Raw genomic sequence first — 20,274 nt, 5'->3', positions numbered from 1 at the left:
ACAAGAAACCCATCTATACGATGGGCTTCTTGTTTTTACTCTTTTTCTAACGATAACCAAAAACGAAATCTCTAACCAATTCCAAGACTTGATTAATCTCTTCCTGAGAATTATAATTATGAATGCAAAAACGAAGACGTTCCTGACCTTCAGGAACAATCGGAGAAAGAATAGACTGAACATCGAACCCTTTATCCTGAAGTTCCTGCACTAGTTTTTTAAGTTTTTCATTTCCTGGAACAATCGCAGAATGTATTGAAGATTTACTATGAACAAACATTGGTTTTAATCCCAACAAATTTTTCTGCTGATTGAAAAAAACAACATTCTGACGAAGCTTTTCAATGGCCTCTTTTTCCATTTCTAATTGCTGGTATGCTGTAAAAATTGTTGCAACATCATGAGGAGGCAAAGCAGTTGTATACACAAAACTACGAGCAAAATTGATTAAATAATCTTTAAGCTCAACACTTCCTAAAACTGCCGCTCCTTGGCAACCTAAAGCTTTCCCAAAAGTTACAATTCGCGCAAAAATTTTGTCATGCAATTGTAAATACTGAGTCAGTCCTTCTCCTTTTTCTCCAAAAACACCTAAAGCGTGAGCTTCATCAACAATTAAATAACAATTGTATTTTCCTGACAGCTGTATCAATTCTTCTAAATTAGAACTATCACCATCCATAGAGAAAACAGTTTCTGTAACAATATAAATTGTAGTGTCTGGAAATTTAAGAATATACTTTTCTAAATCTTCAAAATCGTTATGGATAAAATGATGCGATTTAGCGCTAGACATCGTAATTCCATCTTTTATAGAAGCATGACACAGTTCATCATACAAAACAATATCATTTTCTTGCGGTACAGCGCTAAAAAATCCCAAGTTGGCATTGTATCCCGAATTGAAAATTAAAGCCGATTCTGCCTCATGAAATTGCGCTATAAAACTTTCTGCAATTTGATAAAGAGAATGATTCCCTGTAGTCAATCTTGAACCTGTAGCACTATTTTGAAAAAACTCATTTTCTAACAGGTAAGCATGCGCCTGTTTATAAATACTTTCAGATTTAGAAAATCCAATGTAATCACTCGAAGAAAAATCAATTAGATTATTAAACGCAGGTAATTTTCTAAACAGATTGTTCTGTTTAAGAGTCTCTATTTTTCGATTAAGTTGTTCAGGAAGCTTCATAAAAACAAAATTAGACAATTCCTATTAGAATAAAATAAACAGCGGATTCTAGAGAACCCGTTGTTTTTCTAAATTTAAATAGAGCTAATAAAAGGCGACTGTCTAACATAATGTGACTCCAACATTTCTTTTATAAGAAACTTCGAAATATCAAATGCAGTAATTGTATCTCCTAAACAATCTTCAAGACTTACAGAGATTTCATGACTATCATGAGAAAACACAATTAATGGAACACGAACCTGCGTCCAATCAACCTTACTGTCTGTTAAAAGATCAAACGTAAATTGACGATCTTTCTGGATTTCAGGAAAATTAGTTTTCATCCAGCCGGTTGCCATCATTGTTTTCGGGCTTTTTTTATCGAATGGAGTATCTATATTCAGCCCAGCAAGAAGAACATACCTCCTAATTCCATATGCATCCATAGCATTTAGAACATTCTTTGTTGCCTGATTCGCCACCATTGGCTCCCCTGGTCTCTGACCAATAGTACTAATTACAGCCTGACAATCTTTGAGTAATAACTTTATAGATTCTTCATTAATCGCATCGCCTTTAATGATTTCTAACTTTGAATTTTGAATGGTAAAATTGTCTGGATTTCTTAATAGAAGTTTTACACTAAACCCATTTTCTAATAACTGGCTTACAAGATATTTTCCTGTTCTTCCGCCTCCGCCAAGAACAGCGACTTTTGATATATTTTTCATATATATTCTTTATAAAATTTGACATAAAAAGTTACGTTCCATCATTAAAGATGAAACAAAGAGCAAAGCCTTACTAAGCCTTTACAATTGATCAAATATTTTATAAAGAGATTTTGATAATTCAAAAATAATAAAATAAAAAAAGCCAGACAATACTGTCTGGCTTTTTAGCTTATTTCGAAATTGTATTTAGTCAACTAATACAATTATCTTATTATTTTTCATTTCGATTGTTCCTGACTTAATCTCTAAAGTATAAGTTTGGTCATTAACTCTCGTAAACTTATCAGCAGCCTCTTTAGAAAAACTGAAGCTTGGAGCTGCAATTTTAATTGTTCCCTCTTCTAAAATCGAAACAATTGGGGCGTGATGATTTAAAATCTGAAAGCTTCCATTAACTCCCGGTAAAGTAACCGATGTTACCTCTCCTGAAAATAATTTCGCTTCTGGTGATACTATTTCTAAAATCATTTTTTTTGAGTTATGAGTTATCAGTTATGAGTTATAAGTGAGCAGAAACTCATAATTTATAACTCATAATTCATAATTTATATTAAGCTTCAGCTAACATTTTCTCTCCAGCTTCGATTGCATCTTGAATAGAACCTTTCAAGTTGAAAGCAGCCTCTGGAAGGTGATCTAACTCACCATCGATAATCATGTTGAATCCTTTGATAGTATCTTTAATATCAACTAATACACCTGGAATACCTGTAAATTGCTCTGCTACGTGGAATGGCTGAGACAAGAAACGTTGTACACGACGTGCTCTAGATACTGCAAGTTTATCATCTTCTGATAACTCTTCCATACCTAAGATCGCGATGATATCTTGTAATTGTTTGTATTTTTGAAGAATTTCTTTAACTCTTTGCGCACAGTTGTAGTGCTCATCTCCTAAGATGTGTGGAGTTAAGATTCTTGAAGTAGAATCTAACGGGTCAACCGCAGGATAGATACCTAACTCAGCAATTTTACGAGACAATACAGTTGTTGCATCTAAGTGCGCGAAAGTTGTAGCTGGCGCAGGGTCAGTTAAGTCATCCGCAGGAACGTAAACCGCTTGTACAGATGTAATAGATCCTTTGTTTGTAGATGTAATACGCTCTTGCATTGCACCCATCTCTGTTGCTAATGTTGGTTGGTAACCTACTGCAGATGGCATACGACCTAAAAGTGCCGATACCTCAGAACCTGCTTGTGTAAAACGGAAGATATTATCAACGAAGAATAATACATCTTTACCTTGGTCAGATCCAGCTCCATCACGGAAATACTCAGCGATAGATAATCCTGAAAGTGCTACACGAGCACGAGCTCCAGGTGGCTCATTCATTTGTCCGAAAACGAAAGTAGCTTTAGACTCTCTCATTCCTGGCATATCTACTTTAGATAAATCCCATCCTCCATTTTCCATAGAGTGCATGAAATCATCACCGTATTTAATAATTCCTGACTCTAACATCTCACGAAGTAAGTCATTTCCTTCACGTGTTCTTTCACCTACTCCAGCGAATACAGAAAGTCCACCGTGACCTTTTGCGATATTGTTAATCAACTCCTGAATCAATACTGTTTTACCAACACCAGCACCACCAAACAATCCAATTTTACCTCCTTTTGCGTAAGGCTCGATCAAATCGATAACTTTAATACCTGTGAATAAAACTTCAGATGAAGTTGACAAATCTTCAAATTTTGGTGCAGGTCTGTGAATTGGCAGACCATTTTCTCCAGTTTTTGGCAAATCACCTAAACCGTCAATTGCATCTCCAACAACATTAAATAAACGTCCATATACGTCTGGACCGATTGGCATTTGGATTGGATTTCCAGTTCCAACTACTTCATATCCTCTGCTTAAACCGTCTGTTGAATCCATAGAAATGGTACGAACAGTGTTTTCACCAATATGAGATTGTACTTCTAGAACTAAAATAGTTCCGTCTTTTTTAGTGACTTCTAGTGAATCATAAATTTTTGGAAGTTCAACATCTTTACCGTTGAAAACTACGTCTACTACTGGTCCAATGATTTGAGCAACTTTTCCTATTACTTTTGACATTACTTATGTATTTATTAAATAGCTATTTAGGTTTATCGAAAATACCTCTTTTTTCAGAGCGCAAAGATAATTTTTTAAAATATAAAATCAATTTTTTTTTCATAAAAAATAGCATCATTTTGTTTGATTCATAAAACTTACCCAAAAAACAACAAAAACAGCATTTTTTTTATAAAAGAAAAAAACCGCTTCATTATTAAAAATGAGCGGTTTTTTGAAGTTATAAACAATTACTTAATTATAATTGTTTTGAAAATAACACCTGATAACTACCAATATCTACCCCTTTTAAATTTGAACCATATTTAGCATTAATAGCCTGAATAAATTTATTGGCAATAAAAGCATAACCTCTTGGAGAAGGATGAACTCCATCTAGAGAAAACATACCACCTGTAACAAATGTTGCTTTCAACGTAAAGTTATTCATAGTAATACCACTCGAAGTGTTTAAATCGTCCATAATTTTTTTAGCATCAACAATTGCCAGACCATTTGCTTCAGCCGCAGCATTGATCACTAAATTATAAGCAGTAGTAGCCGCTTCAATCTCTGCCACTTCAGATGGCAATAAAACATATCTGTCAGGCAAAGGAAAAGTAACTCCTAATTGTGATAATGTAGGTGAAGGCGAAGCAATTCCGTCAGCAGCTACAGTTGGAACTTGCCCAATTCTAGAAGAAGCTCCTAAAACAATTAAGTCCGTCGGAAGCGCTTGTCTAGCTCGTCCAAAAATTTGCCCCATTACTGTAGCAGTAGTAGCATCTAATCCACCTCCCATCAAAACAGCTTTTAAATTTGCCGAAAGGTCTGGTAAAGTTTCATCTACAATCAACAGAGGATTATTTCCTGTTGTAGACAAAAGTTTAATCCTGCTTCCCTGCCCCAGAAAAGCAAGAGCATTACTCAAAGGTCCATAAAGTTGAGCATTTAAAGTATTAACCAAACTAACTCCATTAGAACTTAAATTAGCTTGAGTTAACTGATTATATGCTATCACATGAAAATGAGGAAGGGTTGTAATATTAGGAAGATTCGCAATAACTCCTTTTCTGCCGCCAGCAACCAATTGAGCAACCAAACCTTTATAAGCAGCTTCAAAAGTCGCAGGTGGCGTCAGTGGATTTACCGCTGGATCTCCACCAGCAGTTGCATACCCTAATTCATCATTACCTCCAATCCACAAAGAGAAAAAAGTAGGATTCTGGCTTAAAGCATCCGCCAAAACTGTTGTTGTAGCACTAGATGAAAAACGAGCAAAATAAGGATTTGCTGTTCCTGTCACAACTCCCGCTGCATTACCATAACCTGGAGCTAACAAATGAAAACTTTTTGCTCCAGGAACTCCTAAATTATTAAAAGTACCTGACAAATGTGCTGTCACCTCAGTCGTTGGCTTACCATCCACAGGAATTGGAGTGTTATTAAAATATAAGCGTGGCCCAGCAATAACATTTCCTCCCAACAAAAGCCCTCCAATATTATCATTTGCAAAAGGTGTTTTAAACTCTCCTCCTCCTACTAAAGCGAATTGCTGCGCCAAAATATTTGGATAAGCCCCTTCTTGACCTTTAACAAACAAAGCATTATCACTAAATCCTGCAGCAAAAGAATCTCCTAAAGCAACATATTTAGAAAAATCAGCACTTCCAGCAGTCAAAGCCTTACCATCAGACGACTCTACCACCGGAGCCACATCATCATCACTATTACAAGCCATAAAGGTTAACGAAACCAATAAAAGCCACTTGAATTTTTGTACCATAATTTATATTTTTTTATAATTACCTGCTCCCAAACTTAGCATTCAGAAACATAAATAATGAATTTGACTAAGAGTTAACAATCAATTACGGATTAATAGTCCAAGAAGCAAAATACTGCTGTCCGATCAATCCAGCTCCAATTACTTGATAGTATTCTTTACCGCCAATATTAGCCGCACCTAATTTTACTACCGATTTCAATTTTGGAATTCCATAATTAATCTGAGCATCAATTACAGTCGCAGATTTAATTATACCATCAGCAAAACCAGCCTGCCATAAATATTCACTATTCCATCTTCCACTAACATTAAAGCCAAAGTTTTTAAATAGTTTTTCATTTCCAATTGACATTTTAACTCTATGTTTTGGAGTATTAAATCCAGCCTCAAAACTTGGATCTTTTGCTTGATCAAAATCAAACTGAGCATAATTGTAATTTACTCCTAGTTCAAAATCCGCAATTATTTTTCTAGAAAGTCCAACTCCAAAACCTAATGAATGTATTTCTACATCTGAATTTGTATACAATTGATACGCTCTATACTCTCCGTTTTGAAGAGCACGTATAGATTGCGCACCAGCATCAGTAACAGGATTACCAGGCACTGGCAAATTAGGACTATCCTGAGCCGTTCCATAAAAAGTAGAAACTACATTCAAATTCCCAATAAAATTGTTGTAAATATTATAGTAACCATTAATATCTATTGATGTACCTTCAAAAACAGAGCGATATCCTAATTCAAAAGCTTTCACTTCTTCAGGCTTCACATAATTTGCTCTCGATTTTTTCAACAACGCCGCCGCTGCAACTGGGTCTGTTCCCGCCATTGCAGAAAATGCATTTACCGAACTTGCTACATAAGAGTTTCCATAAGCATCGTTACCATTCATAACTTTTGTCGGACTTCCTGTATATGACTGACCTTCTGCACTAAGATTAAAAGTTTCATTAAATCTTGTTAAGTTATCAGGAGCAGAACCAAGCAATACTGCATTTCCAATATTAAATCCTATATATTGATCCTGAGTTGTAGGGTTTCTAAAACCTGTCTGGAAAGACCCTCTAAAATTGTGATTTCTTTTTTCTCCAGCTGAATACACAAGAGACAAACGTGGAGAATAATTACCATTGAAATTTTTAGACTTATCATAACGAAGAGATCCCGTGAACTTCAATCTGTCATCTAAAAATTTCTTCATCAATTGTGCATACGCACCATATTCATTATAATTTATCTGACTATTAGCATCGGTATAGATTCTTCCATGAGAATTTAATTCATACGCTCTAAAAGAACCACCAACTTGAATTTCGGCAAATTTTATTATGTCTCTGAAATTATAATTTGCATCTGAGTGATACATTTTCGAATTATCAACTAATCTTGATCCAGTTAAAACGTCTGGATCACTAATAACCTGATTAAACGCATTTTTAAACTCTGGTGTACCAGGTAAAAAACGACCTGTATCAGCAGTAGATCTTGCAGCTGCGTGAGCCTGTTCTGGTGTCATACCAGCTAAAGTCCCCTGAATAAATGCTCCTGCGTATTGACCAAACCAAGTATTATCATCTTTCCATTTTCTATTTACGTTGATACCTGTAAAAATCATATCATAAGAATGCCCTCCATCTTCACCAGTCATATATCCTCTTACGAAAAAGTTTTTTCCTTTAAATTCTAACTTATGCTGTTGCATAAAAAAGTCATTTAAGTAGTACCTGTTTGCCCCTTGATAAACCGCATTTCCAGTACCAAATTTACTTTGCCAGATAATTTCCAATCTTTCATCTCCAAAAGGTCTTGCATGCAAAGAGAAGTCGATCTTTTTGTTTGCCGCTTTATTATCTGTCAAATCAATTTCATTATATCCTGTTCTACTAACCATAGAATTCGGCAAAAGATTAGACGCCCCCACCGGAATCAACCCCATTGCTTCCAATTTCTGACCAACACCTTTAATATTTGTAGCAGCCTCATCTCCATAAACGTTTATACCGTCATAACTTGGATTTGCTCTATCAATACCCGCTCTTGTTTTATCATCATAATTTGTAGCATACCAATCTGTAGCCTGCATATAAGTAAAGTTTGCTTTGGCCGCAAAATATTTATTAAATGCATGAGCGAATCGAATACCAAAATCATAAAAACTATTTGTACCCGCCGCTTCTTGCGAAGTTGCACCATATTTAAAGTAAGTCGAAATACCTTGATTTGTAAACGGACTTTTACTAGTCATAAATAAAATTCCGTTAAAAGCATTAGCCCCGTACAATGCAGACGATGCTCCTGGAAGTAATTCCACACTTTGAACATCGATTTCTGAAACCCCAATCATGTTTCCTAAAACAAAATTCAATAATGGAGAAGCATTATCCATTCCATCTACCAACTGCATAAAACGAGTATTTGCAACGGTAGCGAACCCTCTGGTGTTGATCGACTTGAACGACATACTACTCGTATTCATCTGCACCTCCTTCATGTTTTCCAAACCATCGTAAAAAGAAGGAGAAGCCGTTTTTCTAATTTCCTGAACCCCCATTCTTTCAATAGTCACCGGAGATTCTAAAACTCTTTCAGGCGTTCTTGATGCCGAAACTACAATCTCATCTAGTTTTGTTTCTTCACCTTTTAAAATCACATTTATTTTTTGATTTGCCGTTGTTACACTTACCGTTTTAGATTCAAATCCTACTGCAGAAACCTTTATAGAAAAAGGCAACTTAGCATTAGTAGTCAATTTAAACGATCCGTCAAAATCGGTAGAAGCACCAGTGTTTTCTCCTACAACAACAACATTGGCACCAGGAACAGATTGCTTGTTACTATCTGTAACCGAACCTGTAATTGTATTCTGCGCAAAAGATATTCCGCTGAATAACAACATAATTAGCAAGTAGACTCTCATTAGGGTTAGTTTTTTTGTTAGTATATATAGCCAAAATACACAAATATTTTAATATGCATAAAAAAATGTTAAATAAAATTGATATTTATCATGATTTTATACAATATTTTAACTATTTACTAATTCGTTTTATTAAAATAAAAACAAATAAAACCTAAAGAAAAATCAATATACTATGCATACATATAAATTTTCATCAAAAAAATGAAAAATTCATAAAAATACATAGGCTCAAAAAAATTTTTGACAATAAAAAAAAGCGAGACCTAAATCTCGCTTTTTTAACATGTTTGTTATTTCTATTACTTTAACTCAACTTTTTCCAATCTCTTATTTAAGTCTATAATTTGCTTGTTTTGCTCAATGATATATAATGTCATTTCTTCGATTTTTTGCAATAGTTTTGCATTCATTTCACCCAAACTAATTCCGTTCTTCAAAACTTCTTCTTCATTTGGAATATTTTCTAAATGTCCTTTTTCAACAATATGTCTCTCTACCTGTTCTAGTGTTGGTAAATTGTATCCTTTTTTAAAAACAAAATCTGACCAGTTGTTCATATCTACTTTTACTTCCTGTGAATGGATTGTTCCGTTTACATCTAATTTATTAGAAGGATTTATAATTCCAACACCCAAATTTCCATTTTCATTCAATGTCATTTTTATTGAAGACCAATCAGACGAACCCTTCTTTGAAGTATACCAATTATGACTATGATCTTCTGATGCGGAAATACCTTTAGATTTCCAATGCCCTGCGTAGTAATTTATATTATTCCCATAACTTCTAATCATTCCGTCATAATCTCCATCTATTCCAAACTCTAAGCTCGAATAATTGTACAATCCTCCAACCCTAATCCCCGCAGTACCATTTACACCTCCCGAACCAACACTTACATTCAATAAAGTTTCGGGATTTACAGTTCCTACTCCAATATTGCCACCCCAAGGAGCAAGTAATATATTCTGCTGAGCAGTTCCTGGTTTTACACTTTGAATATACCCAGCAGAATACTGATCATCATATCCAAAATACATGAATTGATTAAGAGTTTCACTTCTTAATTTTAATGTCCCAACTTCGTAACCAACCTGCGATGACCCTCTTATTTCTAACCCACTAGCTGGAGAAATTGTTCCAATACCTACGTTCCCATTTGTTGGAAAAATATTTTGCCCAAAATTAATCTCAAAACTAAAAAGTATAACTAGCAATATCTTTTTTTTCATAACCTCTTTTTTAAATTTTCTATTTCTCTGTTTTGTTTTTCATCTTTATTCAAAGAGTAAGCCTCTCCTGACTTTATATTTTCATTTTTTGATTCAGAGTAAAAGCTTAATCCGATGTTTCTGATTTGTAATCCTTCCACACTCCAATTATCAAATCTTATTTATTCTCACTTTATTGATACACTATACGAGTACGGATTACAAATCCTCGCTGTCAGGGTTCGTATGGGAGCGAGGGTTACTTCATTCAAATTAACTTCATAAACACCCGTCTTTATTTTCAAAATTATTATTATTATTTTTTGAAAGTAAAATCTTTCAAATTTATAAAAAAACAACAAAATACAATAAAAATTAAAGTTTTTTCTTACCTCAAGCAAGATAAATGTTTATGGAATACAGTAATTACTAGAAAAATACTCTAGGAGTTAGACTCATTTTGTATAGCGAGGAATTAAGCCACGTCATTTTTTTGATTAATATCCCAAATGATAATTTTCTACATCTAATAATATAAAATCTTTCGAAATAAAAGATTGGCTTTAAGACCAAAAATAAATTTTCAGAACAGAAATTAAGATTATCAAACTTTTGCTAAAACAAATAGTCCTTCGATTCAATCTTTTAAGATGAATTCTTAATGTGAGATTCTGTCTCTCGATATGGTTTGTACCGAAACGTTTTACAGAATGCGATTTTGAATCAATTAAATACTTATAATTTTTTAATTTATCTGTAAATACCTTTTTAGCTTCTGATAATTTTAAAGTATCCAAAACCAAGCTTAATGTTTTATTAGTTCGTTTTCCAACATTAAAACTTACAACTTTCTTCGAGTCTTTCTCGAGAGCATATACGAGCCAAATAAAATTTTGTTTATGTCTGACATATGTACGAATTTCATCGACTTCATAGCTTTTTCCTTTGCAGATAATTGGTTGACAAATATTTTTAGCAATTAATACAATTCTTTTTAATAATGTAGTGGTCGAAATTTTTAATATTCGCGAAGTACTTCTAATTCCCAATCCTTCTTTTGTTAATTGAATAATATTTTTGCTCGTATCAGGTTTATAGGCTTGGTAAACATAATTTTCGACTCGAGTTCTCTTACATCGCTTGCAAATATATCTCTGATTGCCTGATTTTGTTTTGCCATATTTTATCATACACATAATTTCACCAACACATCTGAAACACGAACTCATACTTAAAGTCATTTTATCCCAATTTGAGACATTAAATAATAAAAAAACCAACTTAGCCTTTTCCCTATTACTTACTTACTATCCAAAAAACCCTTTAAAAACCTGATAATCAACAGTTATAATTTTAAAACATAACAACCAACACATTTGATACATTACCACATACTCGTAACGGTTGTAGTTTTGTGTATTAAAAGGATCTTGTATATTATTATCAGGCTGTAAAAAACGATGCAGTTTAGAATTTCTCATAGCTCTAGCAAATATATTTTTCTAAGCATGTAAATAATTTAACATTCTCTATATAAATAATAAGTCAATGCCATTATTATAACTGACGAAAATAAATAGACATCCGTTAAAAAGAAAAATTTTCCTAGCGAATATTTTTCATCTTGAGCGATCAATTCTCCCTTTTTTAATTTTACGAAATAATAGTAATTAATAATAAAAAGAACTATTTCAATCACTAAGTATGTAGCTGGAAGATTATAATTTTTAACCCATTTTGTAAAAAATAAAAAAAGATTTATTATACTAAGAATGTTATTTGTCTGTGTAAAAGAAATATATCCCACTACTGGAATCTCTGGTGAGGCATTATGTCTTGAACTTTTAAAGTACAAACTATAATATAGATATTTATAAATTTTCATTTTGTTTATGAACGTTAATAACCGAAAGTTTTTTAAAATTCTTGAAATAAATACCCGGTTAATCCTGTTAAAAGCACAGATAAAAACAAATATACTTCTGTCATAAAAGAAAATTTACCTAATGAATATTTTTCATTTTTCACAATTACGTCACCCTTTTTAAAAACTATGAAATAATAATAATTCACAATAAATAAAATAATTTGAATAATTAAATAGATAACTGGAAGATTAAATTTTCTAACCAATTTTGTAAAAAAAAGAAATACATAGATCAAACTGATTATATTATTAGTTTGAGCAAAAGATATATAGCTAATTACAGGTATTTCCGGAGAAGCATTGTATTTAGCACTAGCTAAATACACATTGTAATAAATATATTTAAAAAATTTCATTTTCGTTTATTTACATTAATAGCCTAAAGTTTCAAACCTATAAGGGTGCCAAGTATTTCTATACCAATTAGTATAAAAATCTGTATTCGTAAAAAACCTACCTAATTCCCATCCAAAAGACCAAGGCAATCCAATATTACCACTTTTAGTGGTTAATGCTAATAAAAGCCGTCTCTTTCTTACTTTGAAGAAAAGACGAATAATAAATATATTTACTGATTTTCAAGATCTTATGAACTACCAACCATTTACATAAATTTCTTGTAAAAATAATATGATATAATAACAAAAATGAACGATGAATAAGTAAAGAGGTCAAGTAAATATGAGCATTTACCTAAATTATAACTTTTGTCTTTCATAATGATTTCACCATTTCCCCTTGTACTATAATAATAATAATTAATAAAATAAAATAAAATAGGACAAACCATAGCAACCAAACGTAAATCATAATTAACTTTTACTCTCGTAATAATTAATACAACATTTATGATTGTTAATAAATTACTTGTTTGAGTAAAAGATAAAAGACTGTAGGCATAAAACTCTGGTGCAGAATGCTTCTTAGAGCTTTTAATGAGTGAGAGATAATAAATATATTTATAAATTTTCATGATATTAATCTTTAAAAATCTTACTTTCGTACCAATTATTTTTTCTTTCTAAATCCTGATAAATCGCTGAGTTTTTACCAAAGAAGAATCTGTTATAAGCCTCGCTATTTGTAACCCTAGGTCCTAAGATACTCCAACCAATTGTGATTCCTATTCCATAAATATTCCCTCTTGTATTTGAAAGATGTATACTATACCTATTTACCAAGCCTTCTCTAAAAGCACCATAATAATCATCGTTAATCAAATTTTCAACTGCAGAATAATACCCTAGGTAAGAACCCCCATAAGACGCAAATTTGCCTAATGTAGACGCAAATCTTAAGGATCCTGAACTATTTTTTGCAGCTTGTATCACAGAACCTGAAATATTTGCTTTTGTTCCTCCTTTGAAAGATTCTGACCAATATCGCATTGAACCATTAAAATTTACAGCAAATTTTCCCACAGGTGCAGCATTATGAAATTTCACAACAGACAATTCATTCATAGCACCGCTTAATCCCCCTATTATACCGCCCAAAGACGCAATATCACCATTGCTGAATCCTGAACTTTCAGGATCTGCATAAACATTTGCTGGATCATCTTTAAAACTATAATTATAATCCTTTACAAATGGATTAGCGCTTGATCCCGGTCCGATAGCACTTGGTCCTAAAGCTGGCTTATTATTGTAATTATCTAAGTAATTATTTGCCACTCCAGTCGTGTACGAGGAAGCTGCGCCTGAAGCCGCTCCTGCAAAAGCGCTTGTCCAAGCATTAGAAGTCCATTTTCCAGGATTTAATTGCCCTCCACTTTCATAAGCTCCTTTTACGTATGCGGCAAATAAATAGCCAAAAACGACATTCCAGAATTCTCCGCTTGGATCTGTATATCGCAGAGGCTCTATCCTCTCTTATCTACAACAAGTCTCTAACAAATATTTGGAACAAATTGCTCCCCAAAACATTGAAGAGATTATAATAACAAAAAAAACTATTGTCAAAATTTTTGAAATCTTAGGACTTCCAAAAAAAAGAGGCCTTTCTTTTATTATCCTTAATGATCTTTTAGATTTAAAAAAATAAAAATAATTAACCAATAAAAATAAAATACTAATTCCAATCATTAACCACTTATCCATTCTAAAACAAAAAAAACGAATTAAAAAGATATTGATAATCGAACCTACTAAAAAACCCTCTCCAATACCTAAAGCCCAAACTGTTAAAGCATGAGGTTCATCTTCTTTCAAGATTTTTTTATAAAATAGGTAACAATAATAATATATAACATCCATAAAAAACATATAAATTTAATATCCAAATTTCTCTCTTCTCCATGGCAATACAGTTTCTTGTTTCCATTTCTGATAAGAATTCCAAGTTGTTATCCACCTTCCTGCCTCCCAACCAATACCCCATGCTACTCCATATGAGCCACCAAAAGTAGCATACGCATTTGATGATTGTTCTGTCACGAAAGTAAGCTCATCAATTTCATTATTACTATAAGAGTCATAAATTGACCATGCATTATAAGCCGAAATACCTCGTCCTCCCCATTTCAGTTTATTTGACATTTTTAATGCCGAAGCAACTTTACCTCCTGTAGCTCCATTACCATTAAAATGCTGGCCATAGCTTTTCATCGTTTTTAAACTATACCATGTATCTTTATTAAACATTACGTGTTCTCCTAACGCTAAATCTGTAGCCAAAAATGTAAAAAAGGCACCTGCTGGATCATATTCAGCGTAAGGCTCTCTAGGATTATCATTATATTGTTGGATTAATGGCCTAGTATCTCCAATATTACTAGCTTCTCTAAAATCAAAATCCCCTTTCGAATTATTCTCTACAAATGAAGGCAAATCATAACCAGACCCAATCGCACTAGATCCCAAAGCTGGCTTGTTATTATAATTATCTAAGTAATTATTTACCACTCCAGTAGTGTACGAGGAAGCTGCACCTGAAGCCGCTCCTGCAAAAGCGCTTGTCCAAGCATTAGAATTCCATTTTCCGGGGTTTAATTGTCCTCCACTTTCATAAGCTCCTTTTACATATGCTGCAAATAAATAGCCAAAAACGACATTCCAAAATTCTCCGCTTGGATCTGTATATCGAAGAGGGTTATTCATTACATACCCATAACGGTTGTAGTTTTGTGTATTAAAAGGATCCTGAATATTATTATCAGGCTGTAAAAAACGATGCAGTTTAGGGTCGTACAAGCGGGCATTCATATTAATTAACCCCACACTCTGCAAATGTTCATGACCTGTGTAACCTCTGTCTAAAATTGTTAATCCCGAAAGTGTATTTCCGGCTCCGTCCTGTACTTTGGCAATAGCACCCCAAGCATCAAAAACTCTTTTTTCTAAAACTGTTCCAGACTGGTCTGTTACCGCTACAATAGAATTTTGGTAATCTCTTTGTAAAAATAGATATTTCTGGTCTGTATCTCCATTGCTTTTAAATACTATTGGAGCAGTGTAGCCATCTCCGCCTATGTAGGTCACAAAATCTATAACACCCGCTGTTCTATTTTCTTTTATTTCCATAGTACCATCTGCGCTGTAATATTTTCGGAAAGGTCTTTTTAATTTGTCATCCTGCAAATCGCCATAAAACATTGCTGTTCGATAATTATTGTCGTTATAATCGAAACTTACTTTGTCGACATCTTTCTCGTTAATTAAGATAGGGCTTTTAAAAACATTGTAGTCTATAATCTGAGACGGTTTGGCTGTATAATATTGTAAAGCCTCTGGGCTTACTGTAATTGAAGCATTTTGGTATGGTTTTTCATTAGAGTATGTATATGTACCTAAACTATTCTGGGTAATTCTGCCTTTATTGTCATAAGCCTGGGTTTCTTTTGCTCCGCTAATTCCTGTAAATTCTGTTAATCGGTCAAAATTATCATAATTAAAGCTTTCGTTCCACGCCATTATATTGTTGGTACGGTTATCTAAATTTCCTGTAGCTGCATTAAAACTAGTTCCTAAAGACAATATATTGACCGATGGCGTGGTTTTGTCAAATTTAAATTGTTTGTTATAGCCGTAACTATCATACTCATTAGTCAGTGTCAGTGGTCCGTTTTGAGCGGTCAAAAGTTGCCCTTTTGCATTTATGGTATTGGTCTGCCATAATAAAGCATTAGTGCCATTGTCAAAAATTTGATAAAGCGCACCATTTTTATAACCGTATTTTACAGTTTTACTGCTAGCCTTACCGCCTAATCTCGAAGCTATTGATGCTTCTGTGAGTAAACGTCCGTAAGAATCGTATCTATAATCTTTAGTAAATACTGCAAATGGTGTTGATTCGATCTTTGTCCCGATTCGTTTTTTATCATCATAAATATAATCGGTTTTAATCGTATTAACGCCGTCATTAAACTGGCTATTTATTAATAGTTTATTTGTTCCGTCATAAGTGTATTTTGTTTTAAAATTGGTGTAAAGTCCCGAAATCGTTTTTTCGTCTAGTCTACCTTCTGGGGTTAGTTTATAAGATGTTACTCCGTTTTTATTTTCTTCACTTATAAGCTCCCCAAAATCATTGTAGGTATATTTAAATATTCCTGCAGATGGATCATCAATCTGTTTTTTCCTGCCCCATCCGTCTTGCAAAAATTTTGTTTTTATACCATCATAATTTACTTCTTTTAACTCTCCATTTGCAAAATAGGTATATTTAATTTCATTAGAAGGAACATCAAACATCGAAATTACATTACCAACAGCATCTTTTCTATACGTTTTAGAAATTGTCCCATCATTTACTGTAGTGGTTAAACCTGTATAAAGAAAATTGGTTGCTTTTCCAGTATAGGCCGTTTGTGTTTCAACACGTCCGTAATCGTCATATTTTGTTTCGTTCCATTGTGATGGGGTTGTTCCAATATACGGCTCGCTTACTTTATAATTTCGGTCTTGTACATCGTATGCATAAGAAACATAAGTAAAACTTCCCATTATATTTTTTGAACCCGATTTTATTTTTCGCCCTAGATCGTCAAAAGTTTCCTCTGTAACGTTTCCGTCTGTATAAGTTTTAGTAACAATTGTATATCCAATACTGTTTACATATTTATACTCATTGATATTACCTAAATAATTGGTTTCGTATTTTTTTCTAAACCAGGAATCATATTCAAATCCTGTTGTTTGTCCTAAAGGATTTGTTATAGATTTTAATGTCCCATTGGCATTAAATAAATAGCTGGTAACAAGTTTTTCAGCATCTGTTTCTTTACTCAAAAATCGTCCAGATGTATCATATTCAAAATTAAATTCTCTTGTATCCTGTCCAGCTTTTAAAGTTCGTTTTGTAATGTTGCCAAATTTATCATATTCTCGATTCTCTGTAATATAATTTGTTGTCTCATCTCCTTTCTTTTGAACCTGAAAAAGCAACTGCTGCGCATTGTAATCATACGATTCTTCTGTTCGCATTTTTTCACTTCCTAAAGTTACATTTTGGATTTTACTTAATGGTCTGCCCACAATGTAAACGGGTGATTCAATGTTTTGATAAACTATATCTGTTATACTTGTCTGTTTAGTTGATGCTCCTTCATTTGTTGCTGTAATTTTTGTTGGATTATTGTAATTATCATAATTTATCCGGGTTTCGCTAGTTGTATTTTCAAAACCATTAAATTGTTTAGCTGAAACGTTTTTAACTTTAAAAACCTTATTAGAGAACAACTCGCTTTCATAAGTTAATATCGATTTTGTTACAAAAGTCGAAGGTTCATTTATCGATTTATTGGCTGTTGTATTTATTTTTGCCAAAAAACTACTGCCTGGTTTTATCCAAGTATTGGGTTTTAAAGTAATGCTTTGAGAAGCGACTAGATTTTCAGTTCCTGTAACCGTATAATTATTTTCTTTTATAATTGAAGAGGTAACTTGATTTGAAGATTCATACAAAGGCTCATGTAAGCCCAAAACTGTATAATTTTCAACATTAGCTCCTCGCAATGAAATATCATTTTTTGAAATATAAGAAATGATCTGTGAAGTATTGTCATGCCAGTTTGTTTTTACCGTACTTCCAAAACCTAAAAACCCTAATCCTTCAAGATTCATAACCGCACCACCATATTGATACAACTGCTTTTTATATTGGTTACTGCTTTGTTTTTCTAATAGCGAAACCACTTTAAATCCAGAATTAAATTTCATATCCATATTAGGATAAACTTGGGAAGTTCCCGCTGTATAAATCCCGTTATTGTCATTTAATGACATATAAGTAAGAGTTTCTTTAACACCATTTCCTAAAGTGATTGTTTTTAATAAATTTTGTCCCTCGACATAATTTTTATTGGAAAAAAAAGAAATATTACCATCTTGGATTATCGCTAAATCCGTTTTAAATTCATTAGTTTTATTTTTTCTAGTAAAGAGAGGAATAAAATTTTTAGTAAGAGTCGGTTTATATCTTGTATTATTAAAAGAATAATTAAACCATTGATTTGTCCTGTAAAATAAATTTACATCTATCCTTGACTGAAAACTAGGGCTACCTGTTTCTGATAATTTAATACTTAAAATATCAGCTTTACCGTCATTATTGTAATCAAATGCGACTAATACTTCTGGCACATAATTTTGATCGTATTTTCTAGGTACATAACTTAACAAGTATTCCTCAACAAAATAATCCCCTCCCGTTGCTAATAGAATTTTCTTTAAATCTGCAAGAAAAATATCGCATTTCCCATCTCCATTAAAATCCCCCATTACTATAGGAAACACCTCTATGCGAGACCATTTCAAATCCCCAATATCACCTGGCATGTTTTGTTTTACTCTAAATAATTGTACAAAAACATTATCTTTCAAAGTGTAAACCGTAATATCGTTATATGGATCACCTCTGAAAACAACAATATCCATTTTCCCATCTCCGTTTACATCCCCATATTTAACACTACTGAGTCCTGCAAACGATGTTCCTTTACCTCCAGATGTATCAATCGAAGGTCCTATTTGAATTGAACCCGCTTCCGTAATGAAATCGGCACTCTTTCTACGATCTAAATTAATAAGCTGTATTTGAGAGTATCCATTTACAGGTTCTTTTAATCTGATTAATTCTGTCATTCCGTCACCATCAAAATCAGCAGCCAAAGAGGGAACTCCAAGATAAGGCGCTCCAAGGGGTTGCGCTTTTTGATAATCTAACTCTAAATTTTTTGTATCTAAATTATAAGTGTAGATTTTATAATAATATTGAGAGCTAAGAGCACTTTCTTGGACATAAGCACAAACGCTTTCTTTCCTAGAAATCTTCAAATTACTGTCCAATGTATTTACAGCATATAAAGCTCTATTAGAAGGAAATACATTATCTACTTGAGATAAATTTTTAACAGAATTATCATCTAAAACTTTATTAAGAGAAAAACCTCCTTTATAATCCTTATGATTTACAAATTCAATATCTCCATCACCATCAAAGTCACCAACTACCACATTAGACAAAGACGATGACATATAAAATCCATTACTATCACCAAAATACTCTATTTGTGGAGATAATAAAGTTTGATTCTCAGCATATTTAAAAACGGTAGGATTATAACTTTTACTTCCATCTCCACTTTTCTCAGTTATACTTGTAAGACGAGAATAGCCTAATGAAGAAGTATCATGGGTTAAAGAATAACTTCTAAATCCTGTTCCATTAGTTTTCATATTAATTCCGCTCAAGATTTTATTACGGACGAAGTTTTTTCCGCCGATATAAACTTGCTCCATCCTATAATTAGATTTATAAACAAATTGTATCTCATTTATTTGGCTTCCTGATTTTAAAGCACCATACGTAATTTTTTCAATTACTGAATTATTAGTTGAGCTTGTACTTCCAGAATACTCCGTATTATACTCATACTTAATAACAACTCCTTGCGGATTTTCCCAATAACTAATTGTCCAATCTGTGGCAGAGCCATGGTTTTCATATTTTGCCATAGAACCATCAGGATATTCTACTGTAAAATAGTCAACAGGACTAAATACTAAATCTAACGTATTATTATTTTGCACATATCCACTATAACCTGTAATCTTTAGATTAGAAAAGATTTCAGTTTCATAAATTCTCTTTGTTCCTCCAACATCAAATTTTTCACTGCTCTTTAAAACTAATCTCTTATCATCAAGAGCGAGACGGTCTAAACCATTAAAATCAACAGGATCAATAATTCCATCATGGTATAATGTTGAAGGAATCCTTGTAATAGCCGAAATACCAAGAATGTTCCAACCAAAACCAGCCATTCCAATTCCCCCTTGACTATTATATGATAAACTTATCTGTGGAGCAACTCCATTAATCCCAGGAGGAACAGCAATAGGAATTTTATAATTGGCTGCACCTGTAAGAGATACTGACAATTCTCCTTCTGTAACGCCAACTTCTGCAGACTGTCCAAACCCCAATAAACCAACTAATAAAAACAATAGGCTAATATAAAACTTTCTCATT

General features: G+C 32.9%; 13 protein-coding genes. All 13 read right to left on the bottom strand.

What is annotated here, in order from left to right:
- Positions 1-46: 46 nt before the first annotated feature.
- Positions 47-1,192 carry an aminotransferase class I/II-fold pyridoxal phosphate-dependent enzyme gene (locus LPB248_RS12210; RefSeq protein WP_177211686.1) on the bottom strand — a complete coding sequence of 382 codons (1,146 nt, stop codon included), beginning with the start codon at positions 1,190-1,192 and terminating at the stop codon, positions 47-49.
- A 74-nt stretch (positions 1,193-1,266) separates the two neighbouring features.
- The gene (locus LPB248_RS12205) at positions 1,267-1,905 is read right to left on the bottom strand and encodes an NAD(P)-dependent oxidoreductase (RefSeq protein ID WP_177211685.1); all 639 of its coding nucleotides are present in this window, start codon (positions 1,903-1,905) and stop codon (positions 1,267-1,269) included.
- 189 nt (positions 1,906-2,094) lie between these two features.
- Entirely contained in the window at positions 2,095-2,376 is a 282-nt protein-coding gene (locus LPB248_RS12200; RefSeq protein WP_177211684.1) for a FoF1 ATP synthase subunit delta/epsilon, read from the bottom strand.
- Between the two features lie 82 nt (positions 2,377-2,458).
- Positions 2,459-3,970 carry a F0F1 ATP synthase subunit beta gene (gene atpD, locus LPB248_RS12195; RefSeq protein ID WP_177211683.1) on the bottom strand — a complete coding sequence of 504 codons (1,512 nt, stop codon included), beginning with the start codon at positions 3,968-3,970 and terminating at the stop codon, positions 2,459-2,461.
- A gap of 238 nt (positions 3,971-4,208) precedes the next feature.
- Positions 4,209-5,735 carry an SGNH/GDSL hydrolase family protein gene (locus LPB248_RS12190; protein WP_177211682.1) on the bottom strand — a complete coding sequence of 509 codons (1,527 nt, stop codon included), beginning with the start codon at positions 5,733-5,735 and terminating at the stop codon, positions 4,209-4,211.
- A gap of 85 nt (positions 5,736-5,820) precedes the next feature.
- The gene (locus LPB248_RS12185) at positions 5,821-8,658 is read right to left on the bottom strand and encodes a TonB-dependent receptor domain-containing protein (protein ID WP_177211681.1); all 2,838 of its coding nucleotides are present in this window, start codon (positions 8,656-8,658) and stop codon (positions 5,821-5,823) included.
- 302 nt (positions 8,659-8,960) lie between these two features.
- Complete coding sequence (locus LPB248_RS12180; protein WP_177211680.1) at positions 8,961-9,893, bottom strand: hypothetical protein; 933 nt, start codon at positions 9,891-9,893, stop codon at positions 8,961-8,963.
- Positions 9,894-10,435: 542 nt separating this feature from the next.
- On the bottom strand, positions 10,436-11,101 hold the full coding sequence (locus LPB248_RS12175; RefSeq protein WP_255463055.1) for an IS1 family transposase: 666 nt from the start codon (positions 11,099-11,101) through the stop codon (positions 10,436-10,438).
- Positions 11,102-11,179: 78 nt separating this feature from the next.
- A complete protein-coding gene (locus tag LPB248_RS12170; protein ID WP_177209580.1) occupies positions 11,180-11,353 on the bottom strand; it encodes a hypothetical protein in 174 nt (57 codons plus the stop codon).
- A gap of 436 nt (positions 11,354-11,789) precedes the next feature.
- Complete coding sequence (locus LPB248_RS12165; protein WP_177211678.1) at positions 11,790-12,155, bottom strand: hypothetical protein; 366 nt, start codon at positions 12,153-12,155, stop codon at positions 11,790-11,792.
- Positions 12,156-12,776: 621 nt separating this feature from the next.
- Entirely contained in the window at positions 12,777-13,475 is a 699-nt protein-coding gene (locus LPB248_RS12160; protein WP_177211677.1) for a hypothetical protein, read from the bottom strand.
- A 198-nt stretch (positions 13,476-13,673) separates the two neighbouring features.
- Positions 13,674-14,012 carry a hypothetical protein gene (locus LPB248_RS17080; protein WP_255462936.1) on the bottom strand — a complete coding sequence of 113 codons (339 nt, stop codon included), beginning with the start codon at positions 14,010-14,012 and terminating at the stop codon, positions 13,674-13,676.
- 60 nt (positions 14,013-14,072) lie between these two features.
- Positions 14,073-20,273 carry an RHS repeat-associated core domain-containing protein gene (locus tag LPB248_RS12150; RefSeq protein ID WP_177211676.1) on the bottom strand — a complete coding sequence of 2,067 codons (6,201 nt, stop codon included), beginning with the start codon at positions 20,271-20,273 and terminating at the stop codon, positions 14,073-14,075.
- Position 20,274: the final 1 nt, after the last annotated feature.

The organism is Flavobacterium sp. LPB0248 (assembly GCF_013388355.1).
In the GTDB taxonomy this organism is placed as follows: Bacteria; Bacteroidota; Bacteroidia; order Flavobacteriales; family Flavobacteriaceae; genus Flavobacterium.
The sequence above is the reverse complement of the archived record's forward strand: the minus strand, read 5'-3'. Positions and strand labels throughout refer to the sequence as shown.